30 protein-coding genes are annotated in these 26,923 nt (G+C 32.2%); 29 read left to right on the top strand and 1 reads right to left on the bottom strand.

Annotation, left to right across the window (positions count from 1 at the left end):
- Nucleotides 1-47 precede the first annotated feature (47 nt).
- The 28 genes from ACQRD1_RS05705 to ACQRD1_RS05570 all read left to right on the top strand — a co-directional run bounded on the left by ACQRD1_RS05705 (nt 48) and on the right by ACQRD1_RS05570 (nt 25,424).
- Nucleotides 48-1,445: a homing endonuclease associated repeat-containing protein gene (locus tag ACQRD1_RS05705; RefSeq protein ID WP_427787042.1), complete on the top strand. Its 1,398-nt coding sequence runs from the start codon at nt 48-50 to the stop codon at nt 1,443-1,445.
- A gap of 60 nt (nt 1,446-1,505) precedes the next feature.
- A complete protein-coding gene (locus ACQRD1_RS05700; RefSeq protein WP_427787041.1) occupies nt 1,506-2,546 on the top strand; it encodes a tyrosine-type recombinase/integrase in 1,041 nt (346 codons plus the stop codon).
- An 877-nt stretch (nt 2,547-3,423) separates the two neighbouring features.
- On the top strand, nt 3,424-4,014 hold the full coding sequence (locus tag ACQRD1_RS05695) for a hypothetical protein (RefSeq protein ID WP_427787040.1): 591 nt from the start codon (nt 3,424-3,426) through the stop codon (nt 4,012-4,014).
- Nucleotides 4,015-4,188: 174 nt separating this feature from the next.
- Nucleotides 4,189-4,371, top strand: a complete 183-nt coding sequence (locus ACQRD1_RS05690; protein WP_427787039.1) for a hypothetical protein — start codon at nt 4,189-4,191, stop codon at nt 4,369-4,371.
- 278 nt (nt 4,372-4,649) lie between these two features.
- Nucleotides 4,650-5,780, top strand: coding sequence for an HNH endonuclease (locus tag ACQRD1_RS05685; RefSeq protein ID WP_427787038.1), 1,131 nt, complete (start codon nt 4,650-4,652; stop codon nt 5,778-5,780).
- 42 nt (nt 5,781-5,822) lie between these two features.
- Entirely contained in the window at nt 5,823-6,845 is a 1,023-nt protein-coding gene (locus ACQRD1_RS05680) for a hypothetical protein (RefSeq protein WP_427787037.1), read from the top strand.
- Nucleotides 6,832-8,688 carry a hypothetical protein gene (locus ACQRD1_RS05675; protein ID WP_427787036.1) on the top strand — a complete coding sequence of 619 codons (1,857 nt, stop codon included), beginning with the start codon at nt 6,832-6,834 and terminating at the stop codon, nt 8,686-8,688. Before ACQRD1_RS05680 ends, ACQRD1_RS05675 begins: the two co-directional genes overlap by 14 nt.
- Before the next feature lie 21 nt (nt 8,689-8,709).
- Entirely contained in the window at nt 8,710-10,224 is a 1,515-nt protein-coding gene (locus ACQRD1_RS05670) for a hypothetical protein (RefSeq protein ID WP_427787035.1), read from the top strand.
- 327 nt (nt 10,225-10,551) lie between these two features.
- The gene (locus ACQRD1_RS05665) at nt 10,552-12,108 is read left to right on the top strand and encodes a hypothetical protein (RefSeq protein ID WP_427787034.1); all 1,557 of its coding nucleotides are present in this window, start codon (nt 10,552-10,554) and stop codon (nt 12,106-12,108) included.
- Nucleotides 12,109-12,137: 29 nt separating this feature from the next.
- Nucleotides 12,138-12,641 carry a hypothetical protein gene (locus ACQRD1_RS05660; RefSeq protein WP_427787033.1) on the top strand — a complete coding sequence of 168 codons (504 nt, stop codon included), beginning with the start codon at nt 12,138-12,140 and terminating at the stop codon, nt 12,639-12,641.
- A gap of 92 nt (nt 12,642-12,733) precedes the next feature.
- A complete protein-coding gene (locus ACQRD1_RS05655) occupies nt 12,734-13,735 on the top strand; it encodes a hypothetical protein (RefSeq protein WP_427787032.1) in 1,002 nt (333 codons plus the stop codon).
- A 72-nt stretch (nt 13,736-13,807) separates the two neighbouring features.
- Complete coding sequence (locus ACQRD1_RS05650; RefSeq protein ID WP_427787031.1) at nt 13,808-14,461, top strand: hypothetical protein; 654 nt, start codon at nt 13,808-13,810, stop codon at nt 14,459-14,461.
- 17 nt (nt 14,462-14,478) lie between these two features.
- Nucleotides 14,479-14,919, top strand: a complete 441-nt coding sequence (locus ACQRD1_RS05645; protein WP_427787030.1) for a hypothetical protein — start codon at nt 14,479-14,481, stop codon at nt 14,917-14,919.
- Nucleotides 14,916-15,242 carry a hypothetical protein gene (locus ACQRD1_RS05640; RefSeq protein ID WP_427787029.1) on the top strand — a complete coding sequence of 109 codons (327 nt, stop codon included), beginning with the start codon at nt 14,916-14,918 and terminating at the stop codon, nt 15,240-15,242. The genes ACQRD1_RS05645 and ACQRD1_RS05640 overlap by 4 nt, the downstream gene beginning before the upstream one ends.
- A gap of 4 nt (nt 15,243-15,246) precedes the next feature.
- Nucleotides 15,247-16,281 (top strand): hypothetical protein, encoded by a 1,035-nt coding sequence (locus tag ACQRD1_RS05635; RefSeq protein WP_427787028.1) that lies wholly within the window; start codon nt 15,247-15,249, stop codon nt 16,279-16,281.
- Nucleotides 16,281-16,880, top strand: coding sequence for a hypothetical protein (locus ACQRD1_RS05630; protein ID WP_427787027.1), 600 nt, complete (start codon nt 16,281-16,283; stop codon nt 16,878-16,880). Before ACQRD1_RS05635 ends, ACQRD1_RS05630 begins: the two co-directional genes overlap by 1 nt.
- The gene (locus ACQRD1_RS05625) at nt 16,870-17,598 is read left to right on the top strand and encodes a hypothetical protein (RefSeq protein ID WP_427787026.1); all 729 of its coding nucleotides are present in this window, start codon (nt 16,870-16,872) and stop codon (nt 17,596-17,598) included. Before ACQRD1_RS05630 ends, ACQRD1_RS05625 begins: the two co-directional genes overlap by 11 nt.
- Before the next feature lie 44 nt (nt 17,599-17,642).
- Nucleotides 17,643-18,398 (top strand): hypothetical protein, encoded by a 756-nt coding sequence (locus ACQRD1_RS05620; protein WP_427787025.1) that lies wholly within the window; start codon nt 17,643-17,645, stop codon nt 18,396-18,398.
- A gap of 11 nt (nt 18,399-18,409) precedes the next feature.
- Nucleotides 18,410-18,643: a hypothetical protein gene (locus ACQRD1_RS05615; RefSeq protein WP_427787024.1), complete on the top strand. Its 234-nt coding sequence runs from the start codon at nt 18,410-18,412 to the stop codon at nt 18,641-18,643.
- Between the two features lie 265 nt (nt 18,644-18,908).
- Nucleotides 18,909-20,093: an RNA-guided endonuclease InsQ/TnpB family protein gene (locus tag ACQRD1_RS05610; protein WP_427787023.1), complete on the top strand. Its 1,185-nt coding sequence runs from the start codon at nt 18,909-18,911 to the stop codon at nt 20,091-20,093.
- 180 nt (nt 20,094-20,273) lie between these two features.
- On the top strand, nt 20,274-20,549 hold the full coding sequence (locus ACQRD1_RS05605; RefSeq protein WP_427787022.1) for a hypothetical protein: 276 nt from the start codon (nt 20,274-20,276) through the stop codon (nt 20,547-20,549).
- Nucleotides 20,546-20,854: a phage holin gene (locus tag ACQRD1_RS05600; RefSeq protein WP_427787021.1), complete on the top strand. Its 309-nt coding sequence runs from the start codon at nt 20,546-20,548 to the stop codon at nt 20,852-20,854. The genes ACQRD1_RS05605 and ACQRD1_RS05600 overlap by 4 nt, the downstream gene beginning before the upstream one ends.
- Nucleotides 20,855-20,869: 15 nt before the next feature.
- Nucleotides 20,870-21,238 (top strand): hypothetical protein, encoded by a 369-nt coding sequence (locus ACQRD1_RS05595; RefSeq protein WP_427787020.1) that lies wholly within the window; start codon nt 20,870-20,872, stop codon nt 21,236-21,238.
- A 149-nt stretch (nt 21,239-21,387) separates the two neighbouring features.
- On the top strand, nt 21,388-21,927 hold the full coding sequence (locus tag ACQRD1_RS05590) for a hypothetical protein (RefSeq protein ID WP_427787019.1): 540 nt from the start codon (nt 21,388-21,390) through the stop codon (nt 21,925-21,927).
- Nucleotides 21,928-21,929: 2 nt separating this feature from the next.
- Complete coding sequence (locus ACQRD1_RS05585; RefSeq protein ID WP_427787018.1) at nt 21,930-22,115, top strand: hypothetical protein; 186 nt, start codon at nt 21,930-21,932, stop codon at nt 22,113-22,115.
- A gap of 15 nt (nt 22,116-22,130) precedes the next feature.
- Nucleotides 22,131-22,979 carry a hypothetical protein gene (locus ACQRD1_RS05580; protein ID WP_427787017.1) on the top strand — a complete coding sequence of 283 codons (849 nt, stop codon included), beginning with the start codon at nt 22,131-22,133 and terminating at the stop codon, nt 22,977-22,979.
- Between the two features lie 14 nt (nt 22,980-22,993).
- Complete coding sequence (locus ACQRD1_RS05575; protein ID WP_427787016.1) at nt 22,994-23,356, top strand: hypothetical protein; 363 nt, start codon at nt 22,994-22,996, stop codon at nt 23,354-23,356.
- Between the two features lie 124 nt (nt 23,357-23,480).
- Complete coding sequence (locus ACQRD1_RS05570) at nt 23,481-25,424, top strand: phage tail tape measure protein (protein ID WP_427787015.1); 1,944 nt, start codon at nt 23,481-23,483, stop codon at nt 25,422-25,424.
- A gap of 316 nt (nt 25,425-25,740) precedes the next feature.
- On the opposite strand, the gene ACQRD1_RS05565 is transcribed toward ACQRD1_RS05570, so the two are convergent.
- Nucleotides 25,741-26,118 carry a sporulation initiation factor Spo0A C-terminal domain-containing protein gene (locus ACQRD1_RS05565; protein ID WP_427787014.1) on the bottom strand — a complete coding sequence of 126 codons (378 nt, stop codon included), beginning with the start codon at nt 26,116-26,118 and terminating at the stop codon, nt 25,741-25,743.
- A gap of 374 nt (nt 26,119-26,492) precedes the next feature.
- Between ACQRD1_RS05565 and tnpA the strand changes: the two genes are divergently transcribed.
- Entirely contained in the window at nt 26,493-26,894 is a 402-nt protein-coding gene (gene tnpA / locus ACQRD1_RS05560) for an IS200/IS605 family transposase (protein ID WP_427787013.1), read from the top strand.
- Nucleotides 26,895-26,923: the final 29 nt, after the last annotated feature.

Here is a 26,923-nt window from a genome sequence, read left to right as displayed (position 1 = left end):
CACTTCTCTCCTATTGTTATTGAATGAGGGGAAATGAGGAAAAAGTTATGGTTGAAACAAAAGTGAGTCCTGAAATATGGAATCAAGAAGTAGAAAAATTCAAAAATGCATGTCACGAATTAGGTCGTACAATTAAAGGAACAGAATTAAGAAAACATTTTATGGGATTAAAATGTAGAAGTTGGTATCCAGATAATGCACCAGATTATTTAGATTTAAAGTCATTTACAGATTTTATAGAGTATCTTGGTGAAGACGTATTTTATAAAAAACGACCATCTAAAGATTTTGTATGCGATTACATTAAATCTTTACATGACAAATTGGGACGCAATGTAAAATTGTCTGATTTAGAAAATTCAGAAGTTCAAAGAAAAGATATTGAATATTATTTTGGAAATATTAACAAAATGAACAAAGAATTAGGATTTTCTGAAAGTGGTACATTTCGTGGTCATGTATATTCAAAAGAAGAACTGATATTGCTACTACAGAATTTTGTAAAAGAGAATGGTTTTGTACCAAATATGAAATTTCTTGATGAACATGGAAAAGAATATAATATGCCAAATCGAAAAACATATAATAATAAATTTGGTAGTTGGAAAAATGTATTGCATGAATGTGGTTTTGATGATGAAATAAAAAATCAGAATTATATAATTGATGATGATGGAAAATATGTTTTACGACATGACAATAAAGATTTTTTACAGAACTTAGTTCTTGAATATGTGGATGTAAACGGCACTATACCAACTATGGAAAAGTTGGAAATATATTATGGTACATCATTAAAAGATGTAGTTAAAAAACATTTTGGTGGTTGGAATAACTGCTTAAAAGAATTAGGATTATCATTAAATTCTGTACAAAAATACACGGATGAAGAATTAGATAATGCTTTTCTTGGATTTGTTGAAGAATTTGGTCGAGTACCATCAATAAGAGATTTTAATAATACTGGTAGACCGTCATTTTGGTGTTATCAAAATAGATATGGTAGTTGGGCAGAAACATGCATTCATTATGGTTTTGAACCTAATTGCAGAAAACCACATTATTACATGGATGATGGTGAAAGATGTGATAGTCGGTTTGAATATGATATTTCAACATGGCTAAAATCAAAAGGAATTACATATGACAGAGATGTTCCATATGTTGATTTTACAAATAATTATAATGGAAAGATGAATTGTGATTATCGTTTTACATTAGATAATGGTCAAGTATGGTATGTTGAAATGGCAGGATTTATTGATACAGATGATTTTACAAAATTAACAAGTCGTGAAGAGGAATTATACTTCTTTAAATTAAGATACAAAAAAAAGCTTTTTAGAGAGAATAATTTGAATTATAAAATTTTTCATCCTAGTGATTTGAAAAACTATACTATGGAAGAATTATTCGATTTTTTAAATATAAAGAAAACAGCGTAAAAGAAGCGGTTTAGTGCTACACTATCGCTTCTTTTTCTATTGGAAAGGAAGTGATAATTAGTGGCAAATACGAGAAAAACTGTATATAACAATATTTGCTCTCCTGAGAAGTTAGCACAAGTCAATCCAGAGAACATTCAGTTGGGAAATGATTTCCTAGAATATCTCACTTCTATTGACCGTGCAAAAACAACGATTGAGAGTTATAGACATGATCTTGATGTTATATGGGTACTAATACTTGAACTATTAAATAATAAATTCTTTGTAGAATTATCTAAGAGAGATATAGTAAAAATACAAAATCACTGTTTGAATGTGTTTGGTTGGAGTCCAGCAAGAATGCGTAGAGTGAAGTCCACAATGTCTTCACTTTCAAACTATATTGAGGCGATGTTAGATGATGAATTTGAAAACTATCGCCCTATTGTACGAAAAATTGAAAATCCAACTTCAAGTCCTGTTAGAGAAAAAACAGTTTTTGAAAATGAACAATTACAGAAATTATTAGATTATCTTGTAGAGAAAAAGAAATATGACAAAGCTTGCATGTTGGCTATGGCTATAAATAATGGACGCCGAAAATCGGAATTAACGAGGATGAAAGTATCATATTTTACAGAAGATAATGTAATTTATGGTTCATTATATAAGACACCTGAGCTTGTAACTACAAAAGGTAGAGGTTCTCGTGGCAAGTTATTAACCGTTTATACTTTAAAGAAAGGCTTTCAACCATATTTAGATTTATGGTTAAAATTCAGAGAAGAAAACAATATAACTTCTGAGTGGCTAATTCCAAAAAAAGAAAATGGTGTTTATGTAGATGAACAAGTACCAATTACAACTATGGATAGTTGGGCAGAAAGTTTTTCAAGATTTTTAGGAGTTCCGTTTTACTGGCATAGCCTTCGCCATCTCTTCGTGACTAATTTATCTGAAGCAAATATTCCGGATAGCGTTATACAAGATATCATCGGATGGGATTCTGCTGAGATGTGCCGTCTATATTGCGATACATCTGTTGATTCTAAGTTTGGTAAGTATTTTGGAGAAGAAGGTATTAAAACTGTAGAACAAGGAAATTTATCTGACTTGTAGATAAATCTCCAATTTCATATGCACTCTCTCCGCATAATCCCAAATTATGCACAAAACATACATATTCAAAAGAAAACAGTGAGCATCGGTCACACAGCTACCCGATTAACAAATTGCTGAAAAATTGAGTGTGAACTAACCGTCACAGGCTAAAAAATAACGGTTTTCGCTACTGCTCTATGGCGAATTTCTAAATAAATGGCAACGACTGAATCCACAATAGGTTGACGACTACCATAGTAAGTGTCGAGAAGTCCGTTTCCATCTACGTAAAGATGAATATTTGCATGAATGGGTCTTATGCGCAAGACCTATTCTAAATAACTGGACAATGCGCAGTCCAAAATTGGCTAGTTGTATGCTTCATGCCAATATAATAATTCTTAATAGCAAAGTCGGTTATCTGATAAACAACGGGCTATAGGAATTATCAACCTATTATTAAGAATTATATTATGCGAGAAGCCTGATGCGATAGCCTATTAGTGGGATGCATACTGCTTCTAGGTGTGAGTGGTTCATCGCCCTCTCTCGCTTTATTGGGAGTGAAATTTGGTTAATGCAACCAAACAGAAATGTACGGTGAGCATATGGAGTTCGATTCTTCACGCTTCCATTATTTCACTTGTCATATGACAAGTATGGAAATTAATTCGCTGTTTGATTGGCATTTTTGTCGTCTTGCAGACAGTTAGGACATTGTATTTAGCTTCGCTAAATCCAAGTCCTTTGTCTACGCTTGCAGCGTAGCCAATTATAAATTTTATAACTTAGAAATTTAAAGTCTTATGAGATTTCTCATAGGGCTTTTTATTATACAAATTTTTACTCAAATGATTAACACAAATGATTATTAACGCAAAAGGAGAATAAGTAAATGAAAAAACAAGTAACAGTTTATGCAGATGGTGAACATGAAGTATTAAATACAGAAACAGGAGAAATCCATTGCTCTGATTCTGAAACTCTTGTATTTAGAAAAATAACCGTTGAGGAACTTTTTGATGAACCAGAAGCAGAAAAGGAAGATTTAAGATTTATGGATGATACTACATACATCAGAAATTTTAGAGGAAATGGTGTTCTATTTAGAGAATTATTAACACCACAAGAAACACAACTTGCTTTATTCTTGCAAGACTTTGTTTGCTACAACGATTGTATTTTAAGAAAAAATGGAAATAAACAGGCACTACCATTAACCATTGAAGACTTATATGTTCTTTATGGTGGCGGATTAAAGTTTGGCACTTTTAGAAAGCAAATGGGTTCTTTGAGAAAGAAAGAAGTTATTGCTTATCATAATTCAGGCATTCCTGAACTTGGTAATAAAATGAGATGTATTACATTGAATCCATATATATTTTGTCGTGGAATGAATGTTGACAAATGGATTAGTGAATATTTCTCAAATAGTCAATGGGCAAAGGTAACACGACAGAAAATAAAAAAGTTTCAATCTGAATAGAGAATAATATAGTATCAAGAGTTACCTAATGCGAAAAACATAAAAAATAACGAATATATAAGTGATTCGTGAAATTGCTAAAATGACATATTTGATAAAAATGTCAGCTCAAATGCAACTCGTGGCATTCACAGTAAACTTGATACCAAAATATTTGATAAAGGGTGAAATGATATGAAAACAAGACTAGTGTTCAAAGTAAATATTGCGAGAAAGTTGGTTCGTATGGGCTATAGGATAGTTGATCTGAAACCAGCAAAAACAAAAGATGGTAAAACAGATTTTAATAAGAGCATTTATGTTTTTGCTGATGAAAACAACATCTCAGAAGAAATTGAAAAATTAACAAATAAGTAACTTAGAAGGTAAATAGATTGAGATTTTTATTGGGAAAATTGAATAGGTAATTTTGAAAAGAGTCATGTAGTGATACGTGGCTCTTTTTGTATTGTGAATGGATTTGAATGGAGAATAAATAAATAGCTGACTAAGAGGATTGTAATTCGTGTCGTTGCGAATGGTCGGAATTAAGAATAGAGGGTCTAAGGAGTAGCTACCTTGGATTTGTGGTCACTCAACCTACCACTCCTCTATTCTGATAAATAAATGGTTGAGAGAAGGTTGAGGAAATAAATATGGGATTATTAACAAAAGAAGTTGAAGTAACTTTACATCCTGCAAATATCGACTATTATGAAAACTTAGGATATATAATACCACGATATAGGAACAAAAATGATAATCAAGGTATTATGAGGGTTAAAAGAGGGACAACAATAGTTGTTAAAACAAATGATTTGTTACCATCCTCTTCTGTAATGGTTGATATTGAATGTGATGGTTGCAATGAATTACTACATAGGTCTTTTATTGATTATAGTCGTTCTAAGCATGGCGATAAATATTATTGTCAATCATGTGCTTGTAGAATGTTTAATTCTGGTGAAAATAATGTTGCTTGGAAAATTGAAAAAACTGATGAGCAACGAGTGGACGACAGAACAACAGAAGAATATGGTAGATTTATTAAAAATGTATTAAAACGTGATAATTATACTTGTAGATGTTGTGGAAAATACGGTGATGGTACAATATTAGCAGTTCATCATCTTGACGGTTACAACTGGTGTGTAGAAAAACGTACTGATGTTAGTAATGGAATTACTTTGTGCGAAAAATGTCATAAAAGTTTTCATGCCTATTATGGTAATGGAGATAATACAAAAGAGCAATTTGAACAGTGGATTAAAAAACCACTAGAAGATTTAGATGACTATATTGATTACATAGATGAACAACGAAAAGTAATATGTTATGAAACAAAACAAGTTTTTGATTCTCCACATATAGCAGCAAATTCAATAGGTGTTAATCCTCAAAGAATTTTTGGTTGTTGTAATCGTAGGGTAACAACATTTGGCAATAAAGTTTCAAAGTGGCTCACTGCAAAAGGTAAACATTATTTTTGGTTAGATGAGTATGAAAAAATGACACAAGAAGATTTTGAAGAATATTTTGAATGGTGTATTGCCAGAAAAGGAAAATTTGTTGGAGGTAAATCATACGCTTCAAAACAAGTTATACTTTTGGAAACAAATGAAATTTTTGATAGTATTGCAGATGCTGTAAGAAAATATTCTCAGACAAATACTGCTAATATAAGCAATTGTTGTAAAGGAAAACGAAATTATTGTGGTATTTTAGAAGATGGTAGAAAAATGCATTGGAAATATTATAGTGATTATTTAGAAAGCACTGCTTCTTAATTGAAGTGGTGCTTTTATATTGGAGTAAAAGGAGGTGGGCATTTGGCTCAAAATATAAATGTAAAAACTAAGGAAGAAAAAGTAACGGAGAGTATGAATGCTACTCCTGTTGTTGACATCAATGTTGATATAAACATTCCGCGTTCCGCTACCCCATTTGATGAAAAGAAACATAAGTTTATGTGTTCGGCATGTGGGAAGGGTTTTACAACGCAGAATGGTAATTTTCAAAAAACTAATGATGTATTATTCCAAGCAAACAATGGTTATTTGACTTGGTGTAAAGAATGTACTGATAAATATGTCGCTCAGATGACAGCTTTTTATTCAAATAACGAAGAACACGCTATGAGAGATTTTTGTCAAAGAGCTGGATGGAATTATGACTTAAATGCTTTAGTTGCATCAAGAGAAACATATAGCGGTCACAAGGATAGGACTAGAATTTCTCATTATGCTGCAAAGAAGAATCTAAATTGTGGTGGGAGAAAAACATTTATTGATTCGATTAAATATAACTATGAACAAAAACAACACGAAGTAATTACATCAAGAGAACAAGCAAAATCAGAAGACTCTACTATTACTGCTTCTGCTGTTGATAGATGGGGAGTTGGTTTTACTGAACAGGATTATAAAAATCTTGATGAACACTACCGTATGTTAAAAAAAGTGAATCCTAATATAGACTCAAATCAGGAAATCTTTGTTAAAGATTTATGTAACATTCATATGCTTAAAATTCATGCCTTGCAAAATGGAGATTCTAAAGAATATGCTGCTTTGGTTGAACAGTATGCAAAAACATTTAAACAAGCTGGTCTTAGAACTGTTGAAGAGAAAGACGCAAGTAATGATGAAACATTTTGTATGACTCTTGGTTTCATTTCTGATTATACACCAGAAGAGTTTTATCAAGACAAAGAACTATATGCCGATTGGGATAAAATCGGTGAATATATGGAAAGACATATTCTTCGTCCAATGATGAATTTGGAAACTGGTAGTGATGTTAGAGATAAAGAATTCTTCGTTCCAGAGGTAGATGAATATGAAGAAGAATGATTTAACTCAATATGCAGATAAAAATCAGCTCGAATTATATAAAAACTTTCCTTCTACTCATTATTTAAGTAATCAGAATAATGTTTTACACGTTTTAGCATGGTCAACTTTTTTTAAAAGGAATTTGCATCGGTTTGTAATCGACTACTTAAAAATTTCTCTTTTTGAGTATCAAGCCATTGCTATTTATATGATGGGTATTTCTAACCTTATTTGTATTATTGCAAGTCGTAATGATGCAAAATCTTTTATAGTTGCAGTATATGCGGTTGCGAGATGCCTATTGTATAAAGGAACTAAGTTTAGGATCGGAGCAGCTACAGAAAAACAGGCGAAACTTATCGTCTCTGAAAAGATTATTGATGAATTATGTGATTGGTCACCTGTTTTAAAAAAAGAGATTGAATCATATGGTACAAGAAGCAATGATATTTATGTAAAGTTCCGTAACGGCTCGAAAATTACCGTATTTGTAGCAAATGAAAACGCACGTGGACTTCGGAGCAATGGAATCTGCCGCGAAGAAACGAGGCAAATAAAGAAAAAGGTTGAAGATTCAGTTATTTCGCCTTTTCAGACGCCACGAAAACCTAAATATATGTTTAAGCCAGAATATAAAGATAATAAGGCTTTAAAAGAACAACCTGTTGATATTTATATTAGTTCTAGTTGGTATGATGATGGAAATTGGATGTGGGGAATAGCAGACCAAGCATTAGACGAAATGAAAAAGCATAACGGAGGTCTAATGTTGGCATTTGACGAAAGTATCGCTCTTAAACATGAGCTAAAAACTATGGAGCAACTGATAAAAGAAAAGAAAAAACAAGACCCTGCTACATGGAAAATAGAGTTTTTAAATTTGAAATTGAGAGACTCTGTATCTTCTTATTTCACATATAAAATGTTAATCAATCGTCAAGTTTCTAAACATGTATTCTACCCTCGTACCACTATTGATTTCAAGAGTGGTAAGAAAAATAAATATGCAATACCGAAACTGGATAATGAAATACGAGTTATTTCAAACGATATTGCATTTGTTGCTGGTACTCAAAACGATAATTCTGTATATTCATGTATTCGTGCAATACCTGAATCAATTACATATAATACAGAAGCAAATACTGTTGAAATAAAACAAGGATATAGACGTGAATATCCATATATTGAATCAAATCAGATTGGTGACACAACTTTACAAGCAATTCGCATAAGACAATTATATGAAGATTTTTCTGCTGATTATATTGTACTGGATACCAGAAATGGTGGTTTACAAATTGCATATGCATTACAGAAAGTTCTTTATGATGAGGAACGTGGAGTTGAATACGCACCATTAAAAGTTATGAATAATGATGATTATGCAAAGGTATGTCAAGACAGAACTGCAAAACCTTGTATTTATGTAATTAATGCTACCCAAAACTTAAATAGTGATATTGCTATTGCTTTCAGAAAGAATCTTGTTGAAAATAAAATCGACTTCTTAGTAAATTACAATACTGCAAAAGAAGATATTTTAGGTGGAAATAAAGAGTACGTTGAAAGTTTAGTTGAAGGTGGAGAAAATCAAATAAAGTTTGAACTACCTTTCTTAGAAACACAGTTGATGATTAATGAATGTGCTGAATTACAGTATGAAAAAATGCAACAGACTGGTATTATTAAAATCTACGAGCAAGGTAGCAAACGAAAGGATAGATATACGAGCTGTTCATACGGATCTTATTTTATTGATAAGTTAGAATTGGATTTGTTTGGTAAAAGGAAGATTGATGGTTTCGACCCATCAGCACTTGCATCACTAAGCAGAAAACCAAAAATATATAAACAATAATCTCAGGAAAGGAGGAAAACATTGGAAGTCAAAAATTTCACAGAAGCAGAAAAAAATGCTCTATTAGAACGATATGCAAGAATGTCTTTTGCAAATCTAAAAAAGAACATTCTACAAGACCTTAGAACAAACAGTAATGAAAGTGTTCTATATAAAAAATATAAACGTGAAGAAATCATCAAATTTCTTGAGACTCCGCAAAAACACGAAAAAGAAATTCGTGAATTGAGTTGCTTCTTATATATGGTATCTAGCCATTATCGTAGACTTGTAGACTATTATGGTTTAATTCTTCTTTACAATTATAATGTTGTTCCATCAAGAATTCCTGAGAAAATTGATAAAAAGAAATATAAGCAATCATATCTTAAAATAATTAAGGAATGTGATAAATATGGTCTTCGTCAAGAAGCAATTAAGGCAACTAAAATTGCTATTCGTGACGGAGTTTTCTTTGGTTTGGAATATGAATCAGAAGATTCCTACTTTATTAAACCAATACAACCACAGTATGCAAAAATTTCTGGTATTGAAGACGGAACATATACATTTGAATTTGACTTAAACTATTTTAATAAGAATAAAAACCTGTTGGAAATGTATGGTTCTGAATTTGTCAGAGCATATGAGCAATATAAAGGCAATAAAGATAAAGATATTAAGCCAAACAAAGACAAAAGATGGTATGAGCCGAAAAACGGTATCTGTATCAAAGTAGACGAAACAGACCCATACTACTCTCTCCCACTGTTTACAGGTTTGCTTGTAGAGGTATTTTCTATTGATGATGCAAAAATGTTACAGAAAGCTAAGAAAGAGAACGACAATTACAAGGCTTTATCGGCAGAAATCCCTACTGATGAAAATGGAATACCACTATTATCATTTGAAGATAATCAAAAATGGTTTAATCATATTTGTGATAATGTAGACAATTCCGGCATCGGTGTGTTTATGAGTCCATTCAAGATTACAGACTTCAGCTTTGCATCAACAAAAACATCGGATGATGATGATATTACTGCCGCACAGGAAAATTTTTGGATGTCGTCAGGAACTTCATCTCTTATATTTGGATCAGCAAAGGCGACATCAAGTTCATCTCTTACTCTATCAGTCAAACCAGATGAACAGATTGCTTACGATATTCTTTTACAGTTTCAGCGTTATATAAACAAGAAACTTAAAAAGATGAATATGGAGTATGGGTTTAAAATTGAATTTACTCAGCAATCAATATTCAACAATTCAGAATATGTGGATAGATATGCAAAGGCATCATCTAGTGGATTACCAGTTAAGTCATATTACGCTACTTCTCTCGGATTATCACCGTCTGATGTTTGGAATATGACAATTCTTGAAGAAGACATTCTGTGTCTTGCAAAAGATAAGTGGGTTACACCATTAGTATCTTCAAATACTATGAGTCATTCTAGCGAAGAAGGTGGTAGACCTACATCTGAGGAATCTGGAACTCAAATTGGTGATGCTGGCGAAGCAACTAGAAACAGTGATGGAAATGATAACAGATAAAGGAGGAATTTACTATGGCATGTAAAGGTGGTTCAAAAGGCGGTGGCTCTAAAAGCAAAGGCGGTAAAAAGGGCGGTCGTAAAGGCAAGTAATTTTGCGAAAGCAGGTGAATAAATGGAGAACAATTTAATAAAGGTATTCGATTCTAATAAAGCACAAGAACTAGCTGACTTAGGATTTAGATATACACTAGACCGCATAAACAATCAAACTGTTTATGCTTTTTTTGTATCAAAAGAACTTATTGATTATCTGAATAGTAATTTTGATTCAAAAGATTTTCTTATGAATAACACACTCCATTTCTAGTGTGGGAAAGGAGGGAAAATGGATTCAGAAAAAGAAAAGATTTCACTATTATCTAATTTAAAATTCTCTTCTTTTGAGAAATTAAATGAGAATTTCCTAAAAGCAAAAGCTTATGTATTAGCATTAGGAAAAAACGCAAATCGGTCACACTTCTCAAAAGAGAATGTGGATAGAGCATATCCTAGCTTGGCATATGCGCCGGTAATTGGTCATTTAATGGTTGATGATAATGGTGTCTATCATTTAGGTGGGCACGATTATTATTTAGATATGAAAGATTTAAAATTAAAAAGTCAATGCGTACCATTCGGGGTAGTTGTTCCGTCTGAAACACCAGTATACGAAGATGTTACAGAAGAAAATGGAAATGTATCGACTTACTTAACGTGTGAAGTAATTCTTTGGATTAGTAGATATCCAGAGTTGGCAGATGCGTTTTATAGTGATTCTGTTTTTACAAATCAGAGCATGGAAATAATCTACTCAAACAGTACACCATTAAAAGACGATCCAACATATACAGATATCATTGATTTTTCTTTTGACGCACTCTGTATGCTTCAGAAATCAGATGATGATAAATTCAATGTAACTCCTTGCTTCCCTAGTGCATCTATTGTGCCTATTACATATAGCATTGATAAGAATGAATTTTCATCTTTGATGGGAGAATTAAAAGAAGAATTATCTTTATATTTTAGTAAGAATAATAGTGATGAAAAAGGAGGAAAAGTAAATTTGGATGAGAAGTTAGAAATCCTCCAGAAGTTCAATAAAACTATTGAAGACTTAGATTTTTCTATTGATGATATGTCTGTAGAAGAACTAAGTGCAAAAATGGAAGAACTTTTTGGAGAGAAAGAACCAAAAGCAGAACCTATCGCATTCTCTGCTACATATAAGGAAAAGAGACAGGCTTTACAGAATGCTCTTGACCCAATTGTTGTAAAAGATGCGGAAGGTAATTATGTTGAAGAGACATATTTTTATATTGAAGATTTTTCAGATGAATATGTATTCGTAGAAAAAGACCATTGGACTGCAAACGATTATGATTGTAAGTATGGTAGATTTGCTTATACATTTGATGAAGCAACACGTACTGCTACTATTTCAAGTGAGTTTGAAGAGATGGTGAAAGTTTGGCTTACTCTTGATGAAAAAGCAAAAGTCGATGAGGAAAGAGCAAGCTATGAAACTAAATATTCTGACCTTGAGAAAGAGTTTTCTGATTATAAAGCAGAACACTCTTTTTTAGATTCCGAGTTTAATGTGCTTAAAGAGTACAAAGAAAACAAGGAAGTTGAAGAAAGAAAATGTGCAGAAGACGCACTTTTTGCTGATTACGAAGAGACGATCGGTGAAACTGAAGAGTTTAAATCTCTGAAAGAGAAGGCTTCTGAGTTCTCTTTGGATGCGCTCAAGAAAGAATGTTTATGTATCGTTGGAATGTATTCAATGACAAACAAAACAAAAGAAACAAACAAATCAGATTCTTTAAAGTTCTCTTTAGAACCAGAAGTGTCTGAGGACGAGCCTTATGGTGGCTTGATGAAACGTTATTTAGGAAAATAATCAATTTTAGAAAGTGAGGAAATTTAATTATGGCAAAACATGCAATTTTTAGAGCAGATAATTGTGCTTTCACAAAGAATCCTGCACTGTTAAAGAGTGCAAAGTATATGGGTAGTGGTTCTGCCGCAACTGCTATTGATAATGGTAATTTTGTAGCAATCGGTGGTCTTATGGATGGTGAGCGTGAAGTTCATACTGCAACTACTCCTGCTGCTTCTACTACATATTTTGGTATCGTAAAGACTCCTGAAGTTATGTATGATCAGAGTGGTGTTGGTGATAATTATCTTGCAAACTTCGAGAATGAAGCAGGTGCAGTTATTACTGTCGGTATTCTTCAGAAGGGTGACATTTATTCTGTAACTGCTGAGGCACTTGATAAAGCACCTACAGTTGGTAAGTTTGTTGAGTTACAGGGTGGTACTAAGGGCAAGGTTGTTGATTCTGCTACTCCTAGTTCTACTCAGGTTGGTAAGGTTATCGCTATCGAAGTTTCTGGCAGAGATACTTACTATGTTGTAGAGGTTCAGTAATTATTTATTAAACAAATTTATAACTATTAGTTGGCGTTTATCTAAATAGATAAACGTCTTTTTAAATTACAGAAAGTGAGGAATTTATAATTATGGCAGATAAAAATTTGGTAAAAATCGCAGTAGATGCGTATAAAGGTCATGTTGCCGGTAACTACTCTGTAGACGATTCTATGGAAGTATTACGTCAGGCACTTGTTGAAGCAAATGGTGGTTCTACAAAGTTAGATTATAGAGCAATTAGAGATGGAAAGTGCAACGGTCTTTTCGCAATCGTTGAGGAAATCATCAATAAGACTGTTATTGAAGGTCTTCCTGAGTCTTGCCCTCTCTTCAACTATGTTGAGTGGAGAAATTTAGCAGAGGGAGATACAAACGTATTTGAACTGAAAGACAATGGAATTTTTATCGTTTCCGATATCGCACAGGGAACCCAGGGTCTGAGACGCCAGAGAATTACTGGTGGTGAAGAAATCACTGTTAAGACTCAGTTAAAGGGTATCAAGATTTATGAGGAACTTCGTAGAGTTCTCGCAGGTCGTGTAGACTTTAATGAGCTTATTGACAAGGTTTCCGAAGCATTCCAGAAGAAGATTTCTGATGATATGTATGAAGCTGTAGTTACTGCATTTGATGGTCTTGTTGCTCCTTATAGCAATGGTACTGCTGGTTCTTTTGATGAATCTAAGTTAAGTGAAATTATTGACCATGTTGAAGCTGCTACTGGTAAGACTGCTGTTATTCTTGGCTCTAAACAGGCAGTAAGAAAGATTACTGGTGTTAAGGGTGCAGATTCTACTTCTGCAAAGGAAGACCTTTATGCTATGGGTTACTTTGGACACTTCTACACTACTCCAATTATGGTAATGCAGAATGGTCACAAGGTTGGAACAAATGATTTCATTTTGAAGAATGACCTTTACATCGTTGCCGGTGACGACAAGTTTATTAAGGGTGCTACTGAGGGTGAAACTCTCATCATTAATGGTGATCCTCTTAACAATGCTGATTTGTCTCAGGAATACATGGTTGCTATGGCTTATGGTCTGAAAGCTGTTCTTTGCGAACAAATGGGTATCTATAAACTCAGCTAATTGTTTATGAGAAATATATTGGAGAGAAGTTATTTACTACTTCTCTCCTTTTGAATTAAAGGAGGAAAATAAATGGCAAATCTGACAAAGGAAGAAAGAGCCAAAAGAGAAGCCGCAAAAGAGGCTGAAATGAAAGCAAAAATCGAAGCAGAAATTGAAGCAAAGATTAGAGCTGAATATGAGAAAAAGTTAAAAGATGCTGAAGCAAAGGTTTCAAAATCTGATAGAGAAGAAACTTCTGCTGTAGCAAAAAAGATTCAGAGTTCAGTGAGAATTCCATTAGATACTATTGTTCCTGTTATTTGTAATACAGTAGGCGGTGCTTTTTATTCATCTAAGAAAATCATGGGATATACAGTTGAATGGGAAGATATTGGTTCTGTTGAATATATGGAACTTGGTGAACTGTCTTCTATGAAAAACACAGATAAGCGTTTCTTTGAAGATAACTGGATTGTGTTTGATGATACAGAAGAATATACTGCTTCGGAATTATACGATTTCTTAAAGGTGTCTAAGTATTACAAGAATGTTTTAACACCAGATAATATTGACGAAATTTTTACTTATCCAAAAGATGAGATTGTAAAAACTATCTCTACACTTTCTCGTGGTATGAAAGAAACTATTGCAGTTAGAGCAAAACAGAAATTAGATGAAAATACATTAGATAAGAATATCATTGACATTCTTGAATCTTCATTAGGAATCCAATTCACTATCTAATGGATTGGAGGTGCTAAATGGCAAACACAAATTATGAAACAGTATTTGCAGAATTTAAAGATAAAATAACAGACCCAGACCTTATTACTTTTGCAGAAGAATTACAGACTGAAATGCTTACTGCTTATATGAAAAAGGCGATTGGTAAATGTAAACGTGTTATTAAGACGGTTGATTTGTCTAATCGTGATGATGAGTTAATGCAGTTTGGCGTAGAAATACCTGATGAAGTAATGGATATTATTACAGAATGGATGACAGTTTTTTGGTTAGAACCATTTGTAAATAATATTGAAAATTTACGCAACAATTTATCTACAAAAGATTTCTCAGTCTTCTCTCCTGCTAATCTTCTTGAAAAAATCGGTGATAGATATGATATATCTTATAAACGGGCAAGAAGTATTACAAATGAATATTCTTATATCATTGCAGATATGAAAGGATTGAAATCTTGATTGAGGTAAAATATGGTCTGTTACCGAAAGAGAATTTTTGCAAATACTTTGAATTTTTAATAAATAAAACATATAAGATACTGCCACTTAAAGAAGAAAAATCAGATACCTTAAAATCATATCTTGAAAGTTATCTTCGTGAACTTATTGGCAATCAGGAACTTGTATCGGTTTTGGTTGATGAGCCAAAGTTTATTACAGTATTGAATACTATGCAGTTTCTTATTTCAGAAGAATATTCTGATAAAGTTTGTAAAAAAGAAGTCTTTAAATGTATTCGTATTTTAGAAGAAATTAAAGAGAAGTATTTCAAGGAGGATTGATTGTATGGATAGATATACTGCAAGAATGACTCAACATGGTACTACTCAGAGAGAGCGAATTGTAAATCGTTTAAAGACTAATTTGAACAACAAACTTCAAGATAATCCATCCTACAAAACCGTTAAACTCAACGGAGAAGAAACCAATCTCATTATCAACACAAGTACAAAACCATATTATAAAGAATTTCAGTCATTACCAGACCAGAAAATATTAGCTGGTGATTATGTTGAATGGGCTGATTCAATGTGGCTTGTATTAAATGCAGATAGCGATGATGAAGTATATACAGATGGGAATTTGCGTCAGTGTCAGCATTGCATTTATTGGCAGAAATCAGACGGAACGATTGTTTCTCGCTATGCTTACACAGAGAATGCAAGTGCTTACAATAACGGTGAGGCAGGCAACCATACCATTACATTGCAATCCAATCAGTTTATGGTTTATTTACCATACGATGAAGAAACTGCTGAATTAGATAATGGTAAACGTGTTCATATGTCACGAAGCAATTCTAAGTGTAAACCTTATGAGTTGACAAGACCTGATGATGTTACTTATGGATTTGGTAAAAAGGGTGTGTTAAACATTATCTTTACACAGACACAATATAATCAGGGAAATGACAAACTCATCACTTTAGAAGATGGTACACAAGCATGGATTTGCGACTATATCGATTCTTCTTCTACTCCTACCCCACCCCAACCATCAAATCCAGATGAAACGGAAGATTTATGGAATATGAAAATAAATTGTCCAAATCTCGAAATTAAACCAACTGGATATCCAAAAACTTTAACAGCAATTCTTTATAATACAAAAACAGGTGAAATAATTCCAGATATTGTATATGAATGGAATATCCAATCTGACATATCAGAATTTATTTCATATACATTTGTTGATAATGTATTGAAGATTTCTCTTTCAAAAGAATATGGGGATTTTGGAGATGAGATTGCTATAACATGTAGCAGTAAATATACAGGACAACAAAAAACAATCGTGATAACAACTAAGGGGGTATTTTAATGGCTAATAAGAATTACGAATATCACGCCCTTGGATCATACAAAAATGAATTATTTCAATTGATAATGAAACATGAGCTATCAGAATTTTTGATTGATATTTTAATGCCGTCCATTGAAGATAATAGATTTGATAAGATTGATAACTTTATTGGTGGATTATTTGAGTGTCATGGAAGCGATGGAATCGAAAGAGTAAATTTAAAATCACACTTATTTGATGTTCCATTTATATATTCTACTGTAACAGATACAAGAAATGTAATATGCATTGACACCAACATATCCCGTTGCGGAAACACATTAAAAGAAATGTCAGTTGTAATTGAAATAATGGCTCATAAAAATAGTTTACAACTTGATTCAGAAACAAGAATGAAATATAAAAAGTTGGGTTATATTGGACGAAATCGAATTGATATTGCAGTTGCAATACTTGGAGACATATTAAATGGAAGTAAAGATTTTGGAATTGGTAAATTAGTCCCAACTCCATCAGTTCCAACTCAGTCATATTTTCCTAATAATGATTTTTGGGGAAAGATATTAAAATATTCTTGCACTGATTTTATGAAAGATTATACAAAACATGAACAATAACTATTATTTAGATTTGGTAACGATGGATATCATTAAATATCAAGGTGTATCTATTTATCCAATATCGTTTAAAGAAATAAAAGAAACCATTGGGTATGAAGTATTTTCACAATGTATGTTCCCATTTTGTATTACGAAAGATTACATAGAATATGTCAATAATTGTGAACTTGATAGTTCATTTAGTTTATTTGAAGAAATCATATTAAAAGATAAAGATATGATCAAGCTTGTTTCAATTATACTAAGTATTTTCTGTAAACCAGAACATATTTATACTGATGATAAAAGAATAACATTATGTGACGATAAAGATAATGTGATGTTTGTTTTAAATCGTGATAATTTTGAAGAGTTTTCTGAAATACTTTTAAAACTTAACGGTAAATCAAAATTAAAAGTAGAAAAACCACCGAAAAATATGTCCGATAGACAGCGTGATGTATGGGAGAAGTTACAAGCAGGAAGAAAACGAGAAGAAAAAAAGAATGAAGTACATTTCTATGATATATTAAATGTTTGTGAATTTGCAGGACAATATAGAATACCAATAAGTGAAATAGAAAGTTGGACAATATGGAAAATACTAAATTGTTACAATGCAAAAATAGGGTTGAAATCATATGACGACAACTTAGCAATAGGACTTGTCGCTCATGATTTAAAAGACATACAAGGTAATAACCATTGGTTAAAGAAATTAATGATTCGTGATTAATTCACGAGTCATTTTTTATTACAATTTTAAGGAGGAATACATATATGTTATATGGTCTTAAAGACTGTGCAAATTTAACAGTCAAATCAAAAGAAACAAACAAAATTAAATTATATGCCGATTATGCGAAAACGTCTACAATCGAGTTTACGAGTGAGAGCGTGTATGCATATAACAAAACTACAAAAGCAGTAAGATGGGATAAGAACCGAGAAGGTACATTTAAAACAACAATGGAAATCTTCAATATGGATATTATTGCCATGTTGTTTGGTAGTGAACTTGAAGAGAAGCAGATTCCATTTATGAAGAGAGAGGTATGTCAGGTTAAAGGTGGAAAGGCAACTTTAACTACACAGGACACAATTAAAACAGGTACTCTTGCTGTATATAAACTTGATCCTTCAGATATGAAAACAAACTTAAAAGAACAGACAGTTGGAACTCCTACAAGTGCTGAGAATACATATAGCATCTCAGAAAAGGTAATTACCCTTAATACAACAACATTCCCAGACGATACTGGATATATAGCTTGTTACTACATGGTAGATACAAACGCTCAGACATTTACTGTAGATAATGTATCATTCCCTGGAGGATATGAGATTTATGGCGATACAGCTCTTAGAAATACAGATCAGGTAGACGAGTTTGTTCAGTTTGAACTTATGAATGTTAAACCTCAGTCTAATGTTACTCTTACTATGGATGTAGATAACGTATGTTCACTTGAAGTAACATGGGACATCCTTGCAGACAAGAGCGGAGACATGATGAGATGGAGCAAGATTGCGTAAGGAGTGGTTCTATGGTAACTAAAATGATTTATAGTAGTGTGGCAACACCGCCAGATGGTGTTGTCCTTACTAACAGATACACATTAGAGAAAGATTCTAAGGGGTATTTTTATTGTGTTGGTAAGGAAAAGATTTATCAGGATATTGAACTGATTAAAGAACTCTTCTCTCCTATTGAAAAAACATGGGATGAAGTACTTAAACCATCCTCTAAAAAAATCGCTTCTAAAAAAGAAGAAAACTAATTTTGAATATTGATATTATGTAAGAGACAGGGGCATATAGATGTATTCAAAAAATTAGATATATTTATATGTCCCTATTTTTTACGATTTTAGAAATGTACTTAACAGATAAAATAAACTTATAAAAAGTTATAAATAGTTGTTGACTTTTATAAGTTTTTGTTAAGGCTTTCGACTGTATTTCGATTATGCCTTTGGGATTAAACTGTATTTTTAATCTCTTACTTAATATAAAAAGAGAATATGTAAGTAGGAGGTGAAGACAATGATAAAAACAATTCGAGTAATGTTACTCCCAAATAACAAACAAAAGACTAAACTATTCCAATATGCAAACACTGCTCGCTTTGCTTATAATTGGGCATTAGGTAGAGAACAAGAGAATTATAAAAACGGTGGGAAATTTATATCTGATGGAGATTTAAGAAAAGAATTTACGCAATTAAAGAAAACTGATGAATATGCTTGGTTAAACGAAATTGATTGTGATGTACCAAAGCAAGCGATTAAAGATGCTTGCGAAGCATATAGAGATTTCTTCAAAGGATATACAAAATTTCCTCGTTTCAAAAGCAAGAAACATTCAGTGCCAAAGTTTTATCAAGACAATGTAAAAATAAAATTTACGGATACTCATGTAAAACTTATGTTGGTAGCTGGTAAAGGCAAGGCAACAAGTAAAAGAAATCAAAAATTTTGTAGAATAAGACTTGCTGAGCATGGTCGAATTCCTACAGATTGTAAATATTGCAATCCACGTATAAAGTACGACGGACTCAATTGGTATATTACAGTTGGAATTGAATATGAAGATTCTACTACTCTCTTATCAAATGAAGGCATTGGGATTGATTTAGGGATTAAGGATTTGGCAATATGTTCTGATGAACATAAATATCATAATATTAACAAAACTAAAAACGTTAAGAAGTTAGAAAAAAGAAAACGTAGGTTACAGCGTTCTATATCAAGAAAATATGAGAAAAATAAGAAAGGAGGAAGTTACTGTAAAACAAGTAACATTATAAAAAGCGAAAAAGAACTTTTAAAATTAAATCACAGACTAACGAATATTCGTCAGAACTATTTACATCAAACTACTACCGAGATAGTGAAAACCAAACCATCTTATATAGTATTAGAAGATTTAAATGTAAAAGGAATGATGAAAAATAAACATTTATCTAAAGCTGTTCAACAACAATGTTTTGGAGAATTTAGACGACAGATTGAATATAAATCTGCGTGGAACACCATTCCTGTAATTATTGCAGATAGATTCTTTCCAAGTTCTAAATTATGTAGTTGTTGTGGAAATATCAAGAAAGATTTAAAGTTATCAGACCGTATTTACAAATGTGAATGTGGTAATGTAATTGATAGAGATTATCAAGCTGCTTTAAATCTAAAAAGATATGGAGAAAATGTCTTAAAACAATCTGTAACATAACACTTTCAAGTTACTACAGATATGTACGGATACGTTAGTCCGGAATTTACGCCTATGGAGTGTACAAGAACTTGTGAGTAGATGTTGTAGAAATACAAATCAAAAGCATACACTTTGAAGTAGGAATGAAACATAAAAGTTTATAACTTTTTATAAGTTTTCAGTAACGGAATTTGAATTTTGACTATAGAAGAATATGCTAAATCAAATTATAAATTTCTAAATAGATATCAAGCAATGTTATTTATCTCTCACGGTGTTCAAATGAAAGGGGCATATGTCTCTCATGATAAAAAAGATGATAAATATAATCTTATATATGTATTTGAAAAAAATGAAGAGACAGAAGAATTGCTGAATAAATTTAGAAATTATGAACTTGAATGGGGAGATAATATAATCGAATTTGAGTTATCTCCTACTCTGATTGAAAATAAAGGAGATGAAACAAAATGAAGAAAATTAATTTAAAAGGAATTACTGCTGAAGCGGTAACTGGTGTTCTTGTGCTTTTAGTAGCATTAATCAATGCTGTTTTGCAGATGGTTGGTTATAATACACTTCCGATTGCAGACGATAATATTTCAAATATTGTGTCTATTATATTTTTGATTGTTACTACTCTATATAATACTTATAAAAATAGGAATATCTCAACAGCTAGTCAGGTTGCCCAGAATATTACAGACGCTATTAAGAATGGGGAATTGCTTATTGAAGATGTAAATACACTTTTAGAAAAGTGCAAAGAAAGTAAATAATCTAGGAGGTGTATTATGAATGAAAAAGATTACACCGATTTGGCTGTGCATCTTCAAGAGGTCGATTCACGATGTAAGTCAAATGAGCATAGATTAGATGAACACGATGAAGCAATTAAAGAAATGCGTGATGACCAAAAAACATTAATTAAACTTACAAATAGCGTAGAAAATATCGCAAATTCTATGCTTGACGTTAATAAAAAAGTAGATGTAATCAGTGAAAAACAAGATGAACTAAATAATAAAGTTACAGTGCTTGAAAACAAACCTGCCCAATCGATAAAGAAAAGATGGGATTCTATCTCAGATAAATTGCTTTGGTTATTTATTGCAGGTGTAGCTGGGTATTTATTAGCACAAGCATTGCCAGGAATATTTTAGCCATGAGGGCAGTTCACATATAGAACTGCTCTTTTATTTATAAAAAGACTTTTACACATGTAAGTTCAGTCCATGTGTAAGGGTCTTTTTGTTATGCGGAGAGTAGTAACAGACTGAACAGCTACTCTCCTGCCCCTTAAACAAATGAGGTGATAATTATAGCAAAACAAAACGAGGGCAAAATTTTTGAAAAGGCGTTTGTTGCATCTATCCCTGATTATTGTTGGCATAAACGTCTTAACGACAATGCAGCATCATGGGGAAATGGAACACAAACAAGATTTACTTCTACAAATGAATGTGACTTCTTATTATTTGATTGTAATACTAGAACATTAAGTGCTTTGGAGTTGAAAACCACATCTGGCTCGATTACATATTGGCGTGAAGATTTTGAAATTGACGGAAAGAAAAAGAATTATCAGATTAAGAAGAATCAGATATTAGGGCTTCAAAAATGGAGCAAGTATCTAATGAATTGTGGATTTGTATTAAATTTTCGCAATAAAGATAATCGCACATTTTTTGTAATGATTGACGAGTTTTTAGATTATACTTCTACTCTTAATAAGAAGTCCATTAATATAGACGATGTTTTAAAAATGAATCCGATAGAAATAGAGAATAAATTATTAAGAACCAATTATCGTTATAATATCGATAATTTCTTATTGGAAACGAGGTTGTAGTAATGACAAATGAAGAACTAGACTACTATATTCGTTCCAGATATAGACAATTATCATCTGATGAAATTTTACAGGTGATAGATACGTCAAAGAACCCACAGCTAAATCATATTGTATACGAAAATAATTTGTGGAAAGTTTGGGATACGGATGGTAACTATTATGAATTCAGAAAAAGAAATTGGTAAATGGAGGAATTGTTAATGAAGAAAATTAATCCACAGATCAAAAATGAATTTACATTAAAAATGCAAGATGAAATTGATGCTATCGAAATGATTGCTGATATGTTTTTTAGAGAAGTAACCGATGAAGATGGAAACACCACAACTAAATATACTCCATACCTTGAGAAAATTGGGCAGGTAAATGCCATTGTAAGATATTTTCTTGAAGGTATCGAATTTGAAGATGGAGAAGATGTGTATGATGCCGTAATGGATGATAAAAATATCGAGCCACTCGTCATGAAGTTCATGATTCCTTATGGTGATAAAATTACAAGTCCTACAAGAGAGCAGAAAATCATGGGACAGATTATGGACAAGGTATACGATATTGTAGAGTTTAGAAAAGCTAACATTCTTGCGCAGGTTCAGAATGAAGCAAATTCAGTTCTTACATACAAGATTCTTGAATTGATTGAAACAGAACAGGAAAAGACACTGAAAGAAATTGAAGCCAATGAAAATTTGAATGCTTGGATTGATGAGCAGAGAAAACAACAGGAAGAATTGAATAAAGTTGTAACTCCTGAGATGCAGAAGAACTTCATTGAAAACTTCAATGCTAATGATATTGTAAAGGCTGTTTATTCTCAGATTAGCGAAGGTGATATACATAAAAAGAATCAGGAAATCGTAGAATTATCTCGTCAGAATAGAGAAAAGGATAATAAGATTATTGAATTACAGACTGCTTTTGCAAAAGAACAGCAGAAAGAAAGCGTGAAAAATGTTCTTGCTGATGATAAGAAAGATAATGCAGATAAACCAAAGACAACTCGTAAACGTACAACTAAGTCAGCAAAGACTGATGAGAGCAAGGAATAAAAGAGGAATTTCATATGGGAAAGATATTTCAAGCAATAGATAAACAGATAATCAAACCTAGAGTTGTTGCTGCTGAGCGAGAAGGATTTCAAATGACTAAGGAAGATATTGAATCTTTTTATATGCAAGGAGATCCAAAAAGATATGAACGTACAGGTGCTTATGGCGAATCTCCTGAATCTACTGGTGTATCTGGTGGTAACGGAAATTATGATTATAATATCCATCTAAATAGACCAGCATATTCAACGGGAACTCCAGGATTTCCAGTTCTTGAAGAAGCTCAGTATCATGGTTCTGGAATTTTAGGACGTGCAGGAACATGGTTTGAAGCACAGCAAGATATTGAAGAAGCATTAAAAAAGAATTTTACATAATATTTCTTTTAATAATCAAAAACTGCTCCTTTCTAGGAGTGTTCTATTAACACACTACTCTTCTAGTGTGTTCTTTTTATTCTAAATAATTCTAAAAATCATTTCTATGAAAGGAGTTGATTATATGCCGATGGATTTTGATGTTAACGTCAAAGTCAGAACTACTGGTGCTGAGAAAATTGATGCACTTGAAAAACAAGTAAATTCGTTAAAAACAGAATCTATAAAGGTCAAAGTTGATGTAGATAAGTCTAGTTTGTCGAAAGTAAAATTAAATACAAATGGATTGAAAATAAAACCTACGGTTGATACGTCTGGAATAAAACAAGTAACAAAAGATTTTCAAATGGTGAAAAATCTTGCGACTCAGATATCACAAACAAAAATAAAAATAGCAGGACTAGATACATCTAAAAACGCAAATGAGATATCCGTTTTACAAAAACAGCTTAGACAAATGGAGTCTGATTATCGCATCTTAATGAAAACTTTTTCATCTGGATTTGATAAAAATCAGTTAGGTAGTTTAGAAAAAATCTTTGGAAACGCAGATGATAAAATAGAGCAGATTAATGCAAAAGCTAAAGATTTAACTAAATCTATGCAGTCTGCCGTTAAACCATTCAATACCATAGATGCTACGACTGCTTCCAATAAAACTTTGACTTGGCTAAAAAATAATTCTAAAGCAGCTAAAGATTATGGCGATAGGTTAAGAGAGTTAGCAGAATTACAAAGAACAGCTACTAACGCAGATGATTTAAAGAACTACACAAAACAGGTAAATGAAATAAAAACTTTGGCTGCGTCTCAAGGTAAAACTGGTGCAAGTTTTGGTGCAGAATTTAAACGTGCGTTTGGTCAGATAGGGCAATTTGCGACAATTTATGGTACGATTCAAAGAATTCCTGAATATGCAATGAAAGCTGCTAACGCAGTATTAGAAGTTGATACTGCGATGACTGAATTGAGAAAAGTCAGTAGTGATTCTGATGATGCTCAAATCGGAAAATATTTTGATCATGCAACAGAAAGTGCTAAGAAGTATGGCGCTACAATTAATGAAGTAATTAATAGTGCAGCAGATTGGAAGCGGCTTGGGTATAGTGTTCAAGAAGCTGAAAAATTAGCGGATGTTACTACTCTTCTCGAAAAAGTTGGAGATAATATGACACAAGAGTCTGCTTCGTCTGGTCTAACTTCAACTTTAAAAGGTTTCCAAAAAAGTGCTGATGAAGCCCAAAAAATCGTGGATGCCGTAAACTCCGTATCGAATACTCAACCGATTGCAACCGATGGACTATTTTCAGCTTTGGAACGTTCTGCATCATCAATGAATGCAGCAAACAATAGTCTTGAACAGACTATAGGATTAATAACAGCAGCAAATAGTGTCGTACAAGATCCAGAGTCTGTAGGGACGGCATTCAAGACAATTTCGATGCGCATAAGAGGTGCAACAACAGAGCTAGAGGAAGCCGGTCTTGAAACAGACGGAATGGCTGAATCTACAGCCAAATTAAGAGAAGAAATTATGGCTCTATCAGGTGTTGATATCATGATAGATGAAAATAATTTCAAGTCAACATATGATATACTTGATGAATTATCACAAAAGTGGTCTGATTTAACTGATATTCAGCAGGCAAGTATTACTGAACTTATTGCCGGCAAACGTCAAGGAAACATAGTGTCTGCCTTAATGACAAACTTCGACATTGCAAGAGAATCGATGCAAACAGCAATGAACTCAGATGGATCAGCAGAAAAAGAATTAAGTAATTATCAACAATCACTCCAATACTCTTTGGACAAGATGAAGGCTACAGCACAGGAATTTGCTAATGTAACATTAGATTCATCTTGGCTTAAAGCTGGTGTCGATGGTGCACAAACACTATTAGAAATTCTAACTCAGCTTATGGATGTAGGTGGTGGAATACCACTTATGTTAGGTGCTATCGGTGGAGTTAAATTATTCAAAAACCTAGATCAGCCAAAATCCTGGCTGCACTCGTTTACTATTGAGTGGGTCTATTTTTATGGAGAAAATTACATGGTGGCGTAATGGACAACATAGAGAGATGATGGTTTTAAAATAAATAGAGGAATAAATCATTGAACCTACTATTCTACTTTCGTAGTGAATCGGATGAAATAAAAGTTTGACTATTCAAGTTCCGTAGCAACAATGAGCCAACCTTATATACGTTTAGTCATATGTGAATCCGTTAGTAGCAGTTACGTTAAATCGTGATGACGGGATAAACATATAAAATATAAGGAAGTGTTGAGAGAGCACCCTTCCTCCATAGTAAATAAAAGCCTTATTTTATTTGCTATGAATGCATGTTCCAAGGTAAACAAAAAATAGTGGTATCCCACTAGGATTCGCAATCCTCAATTTGTTTGTCGGTTTCTGTTCCGAGCGATAACAGAGAAATATCATAATCTTTTACGATTCGATAAGCTATAGCGTCTATGAATTCACTGTTAGACGGACATTTTGCAGTTTTATATCCGAGAATGGTTTTTACTGCTTGTTTGTCATTATCCCAACATGCTTCGACAATTGTGCGGATATTTCTTTCTATTAATGATATTGGCATATTGTATTTTTTAGAAAGTATTGGATAAATATCTTTAGTGATTTTAATACATTCTCCGTATTTATCAATATAAATATTGATTGCATCTATAATCAATGGATAACCTTTATATTTTGAGGTAATGTGGAAATAACGTATAATTTTTCGTACCATAAAAACACCTCCGAAATAATATTATAAGTAGTTAATGAGATTTTCTTACCATTATTATACAATAAATTATAGATATTTGCCATAATTTAATGAATATTTATTTATAAAATACTAATAATCGGATAATTGTTACAAAAAATACATATTAACCAAAAATATTAAACAAAAATTATTATGAATGTAAAAATTTCATTCATTCGAAGAATTAATTGATAAAAGAGATTATTAATCATATGATGTGAACATTAATAAGTATTTTTACAAAAATGTGCGAAAAGCCCACTCCTTTAGGTGTGGGATGGATAGCACAAAGATAAAAAAATAATGTGTATGTAGATATTGAAAACATACACATATTATGATATAGTATATGTATGGAAAATAAATATAGATATACAAATACAACAGTATCTTTGATAAACTACCATTTTGTATTTTGTCCAAGATATAGGCGTAAAATTTTTCTGATACCAAATGTAGAGAAACGATTTAAAGAACTGGTCAAAATAAAATGTAAGGAGTTAGAAATTGAAATTATTGCAATTGAATGCGATAAAGACCACTCTCATATGTTCTTAAATTGTCTACCAACATTAAGTCCATCAGATATTATGCAACAAATTAAAGGGTATACAAGCAAAATATTAAGAGAAGAATTTTCAGAATTATCTAAAATGCCTAGTTTATGGACAAGAAGTTATTTTGTATCAACAGCAGGTAATGTATGTAGTGAAACAATTAAAAAGTATGTAGAAAATCAAAAGAAAAGATACTAAAAAGAGAATATTATATTAGAAATCGAGGT

Origin of the sequence: Bariatricus sp. SGI.019 (assembly GCF_050315235.1) — a bacterium.
Lineage (GTDB): Bacteria > Bacillota > Clostridia > Lachnospirales > Lachnospiraceae > JAFBIX01.
The sequence above is the reverse complement of the archived record's forward strand: the minus strand, read 5'-3'. Positions and strand labels throughout refer to the sequence as shown.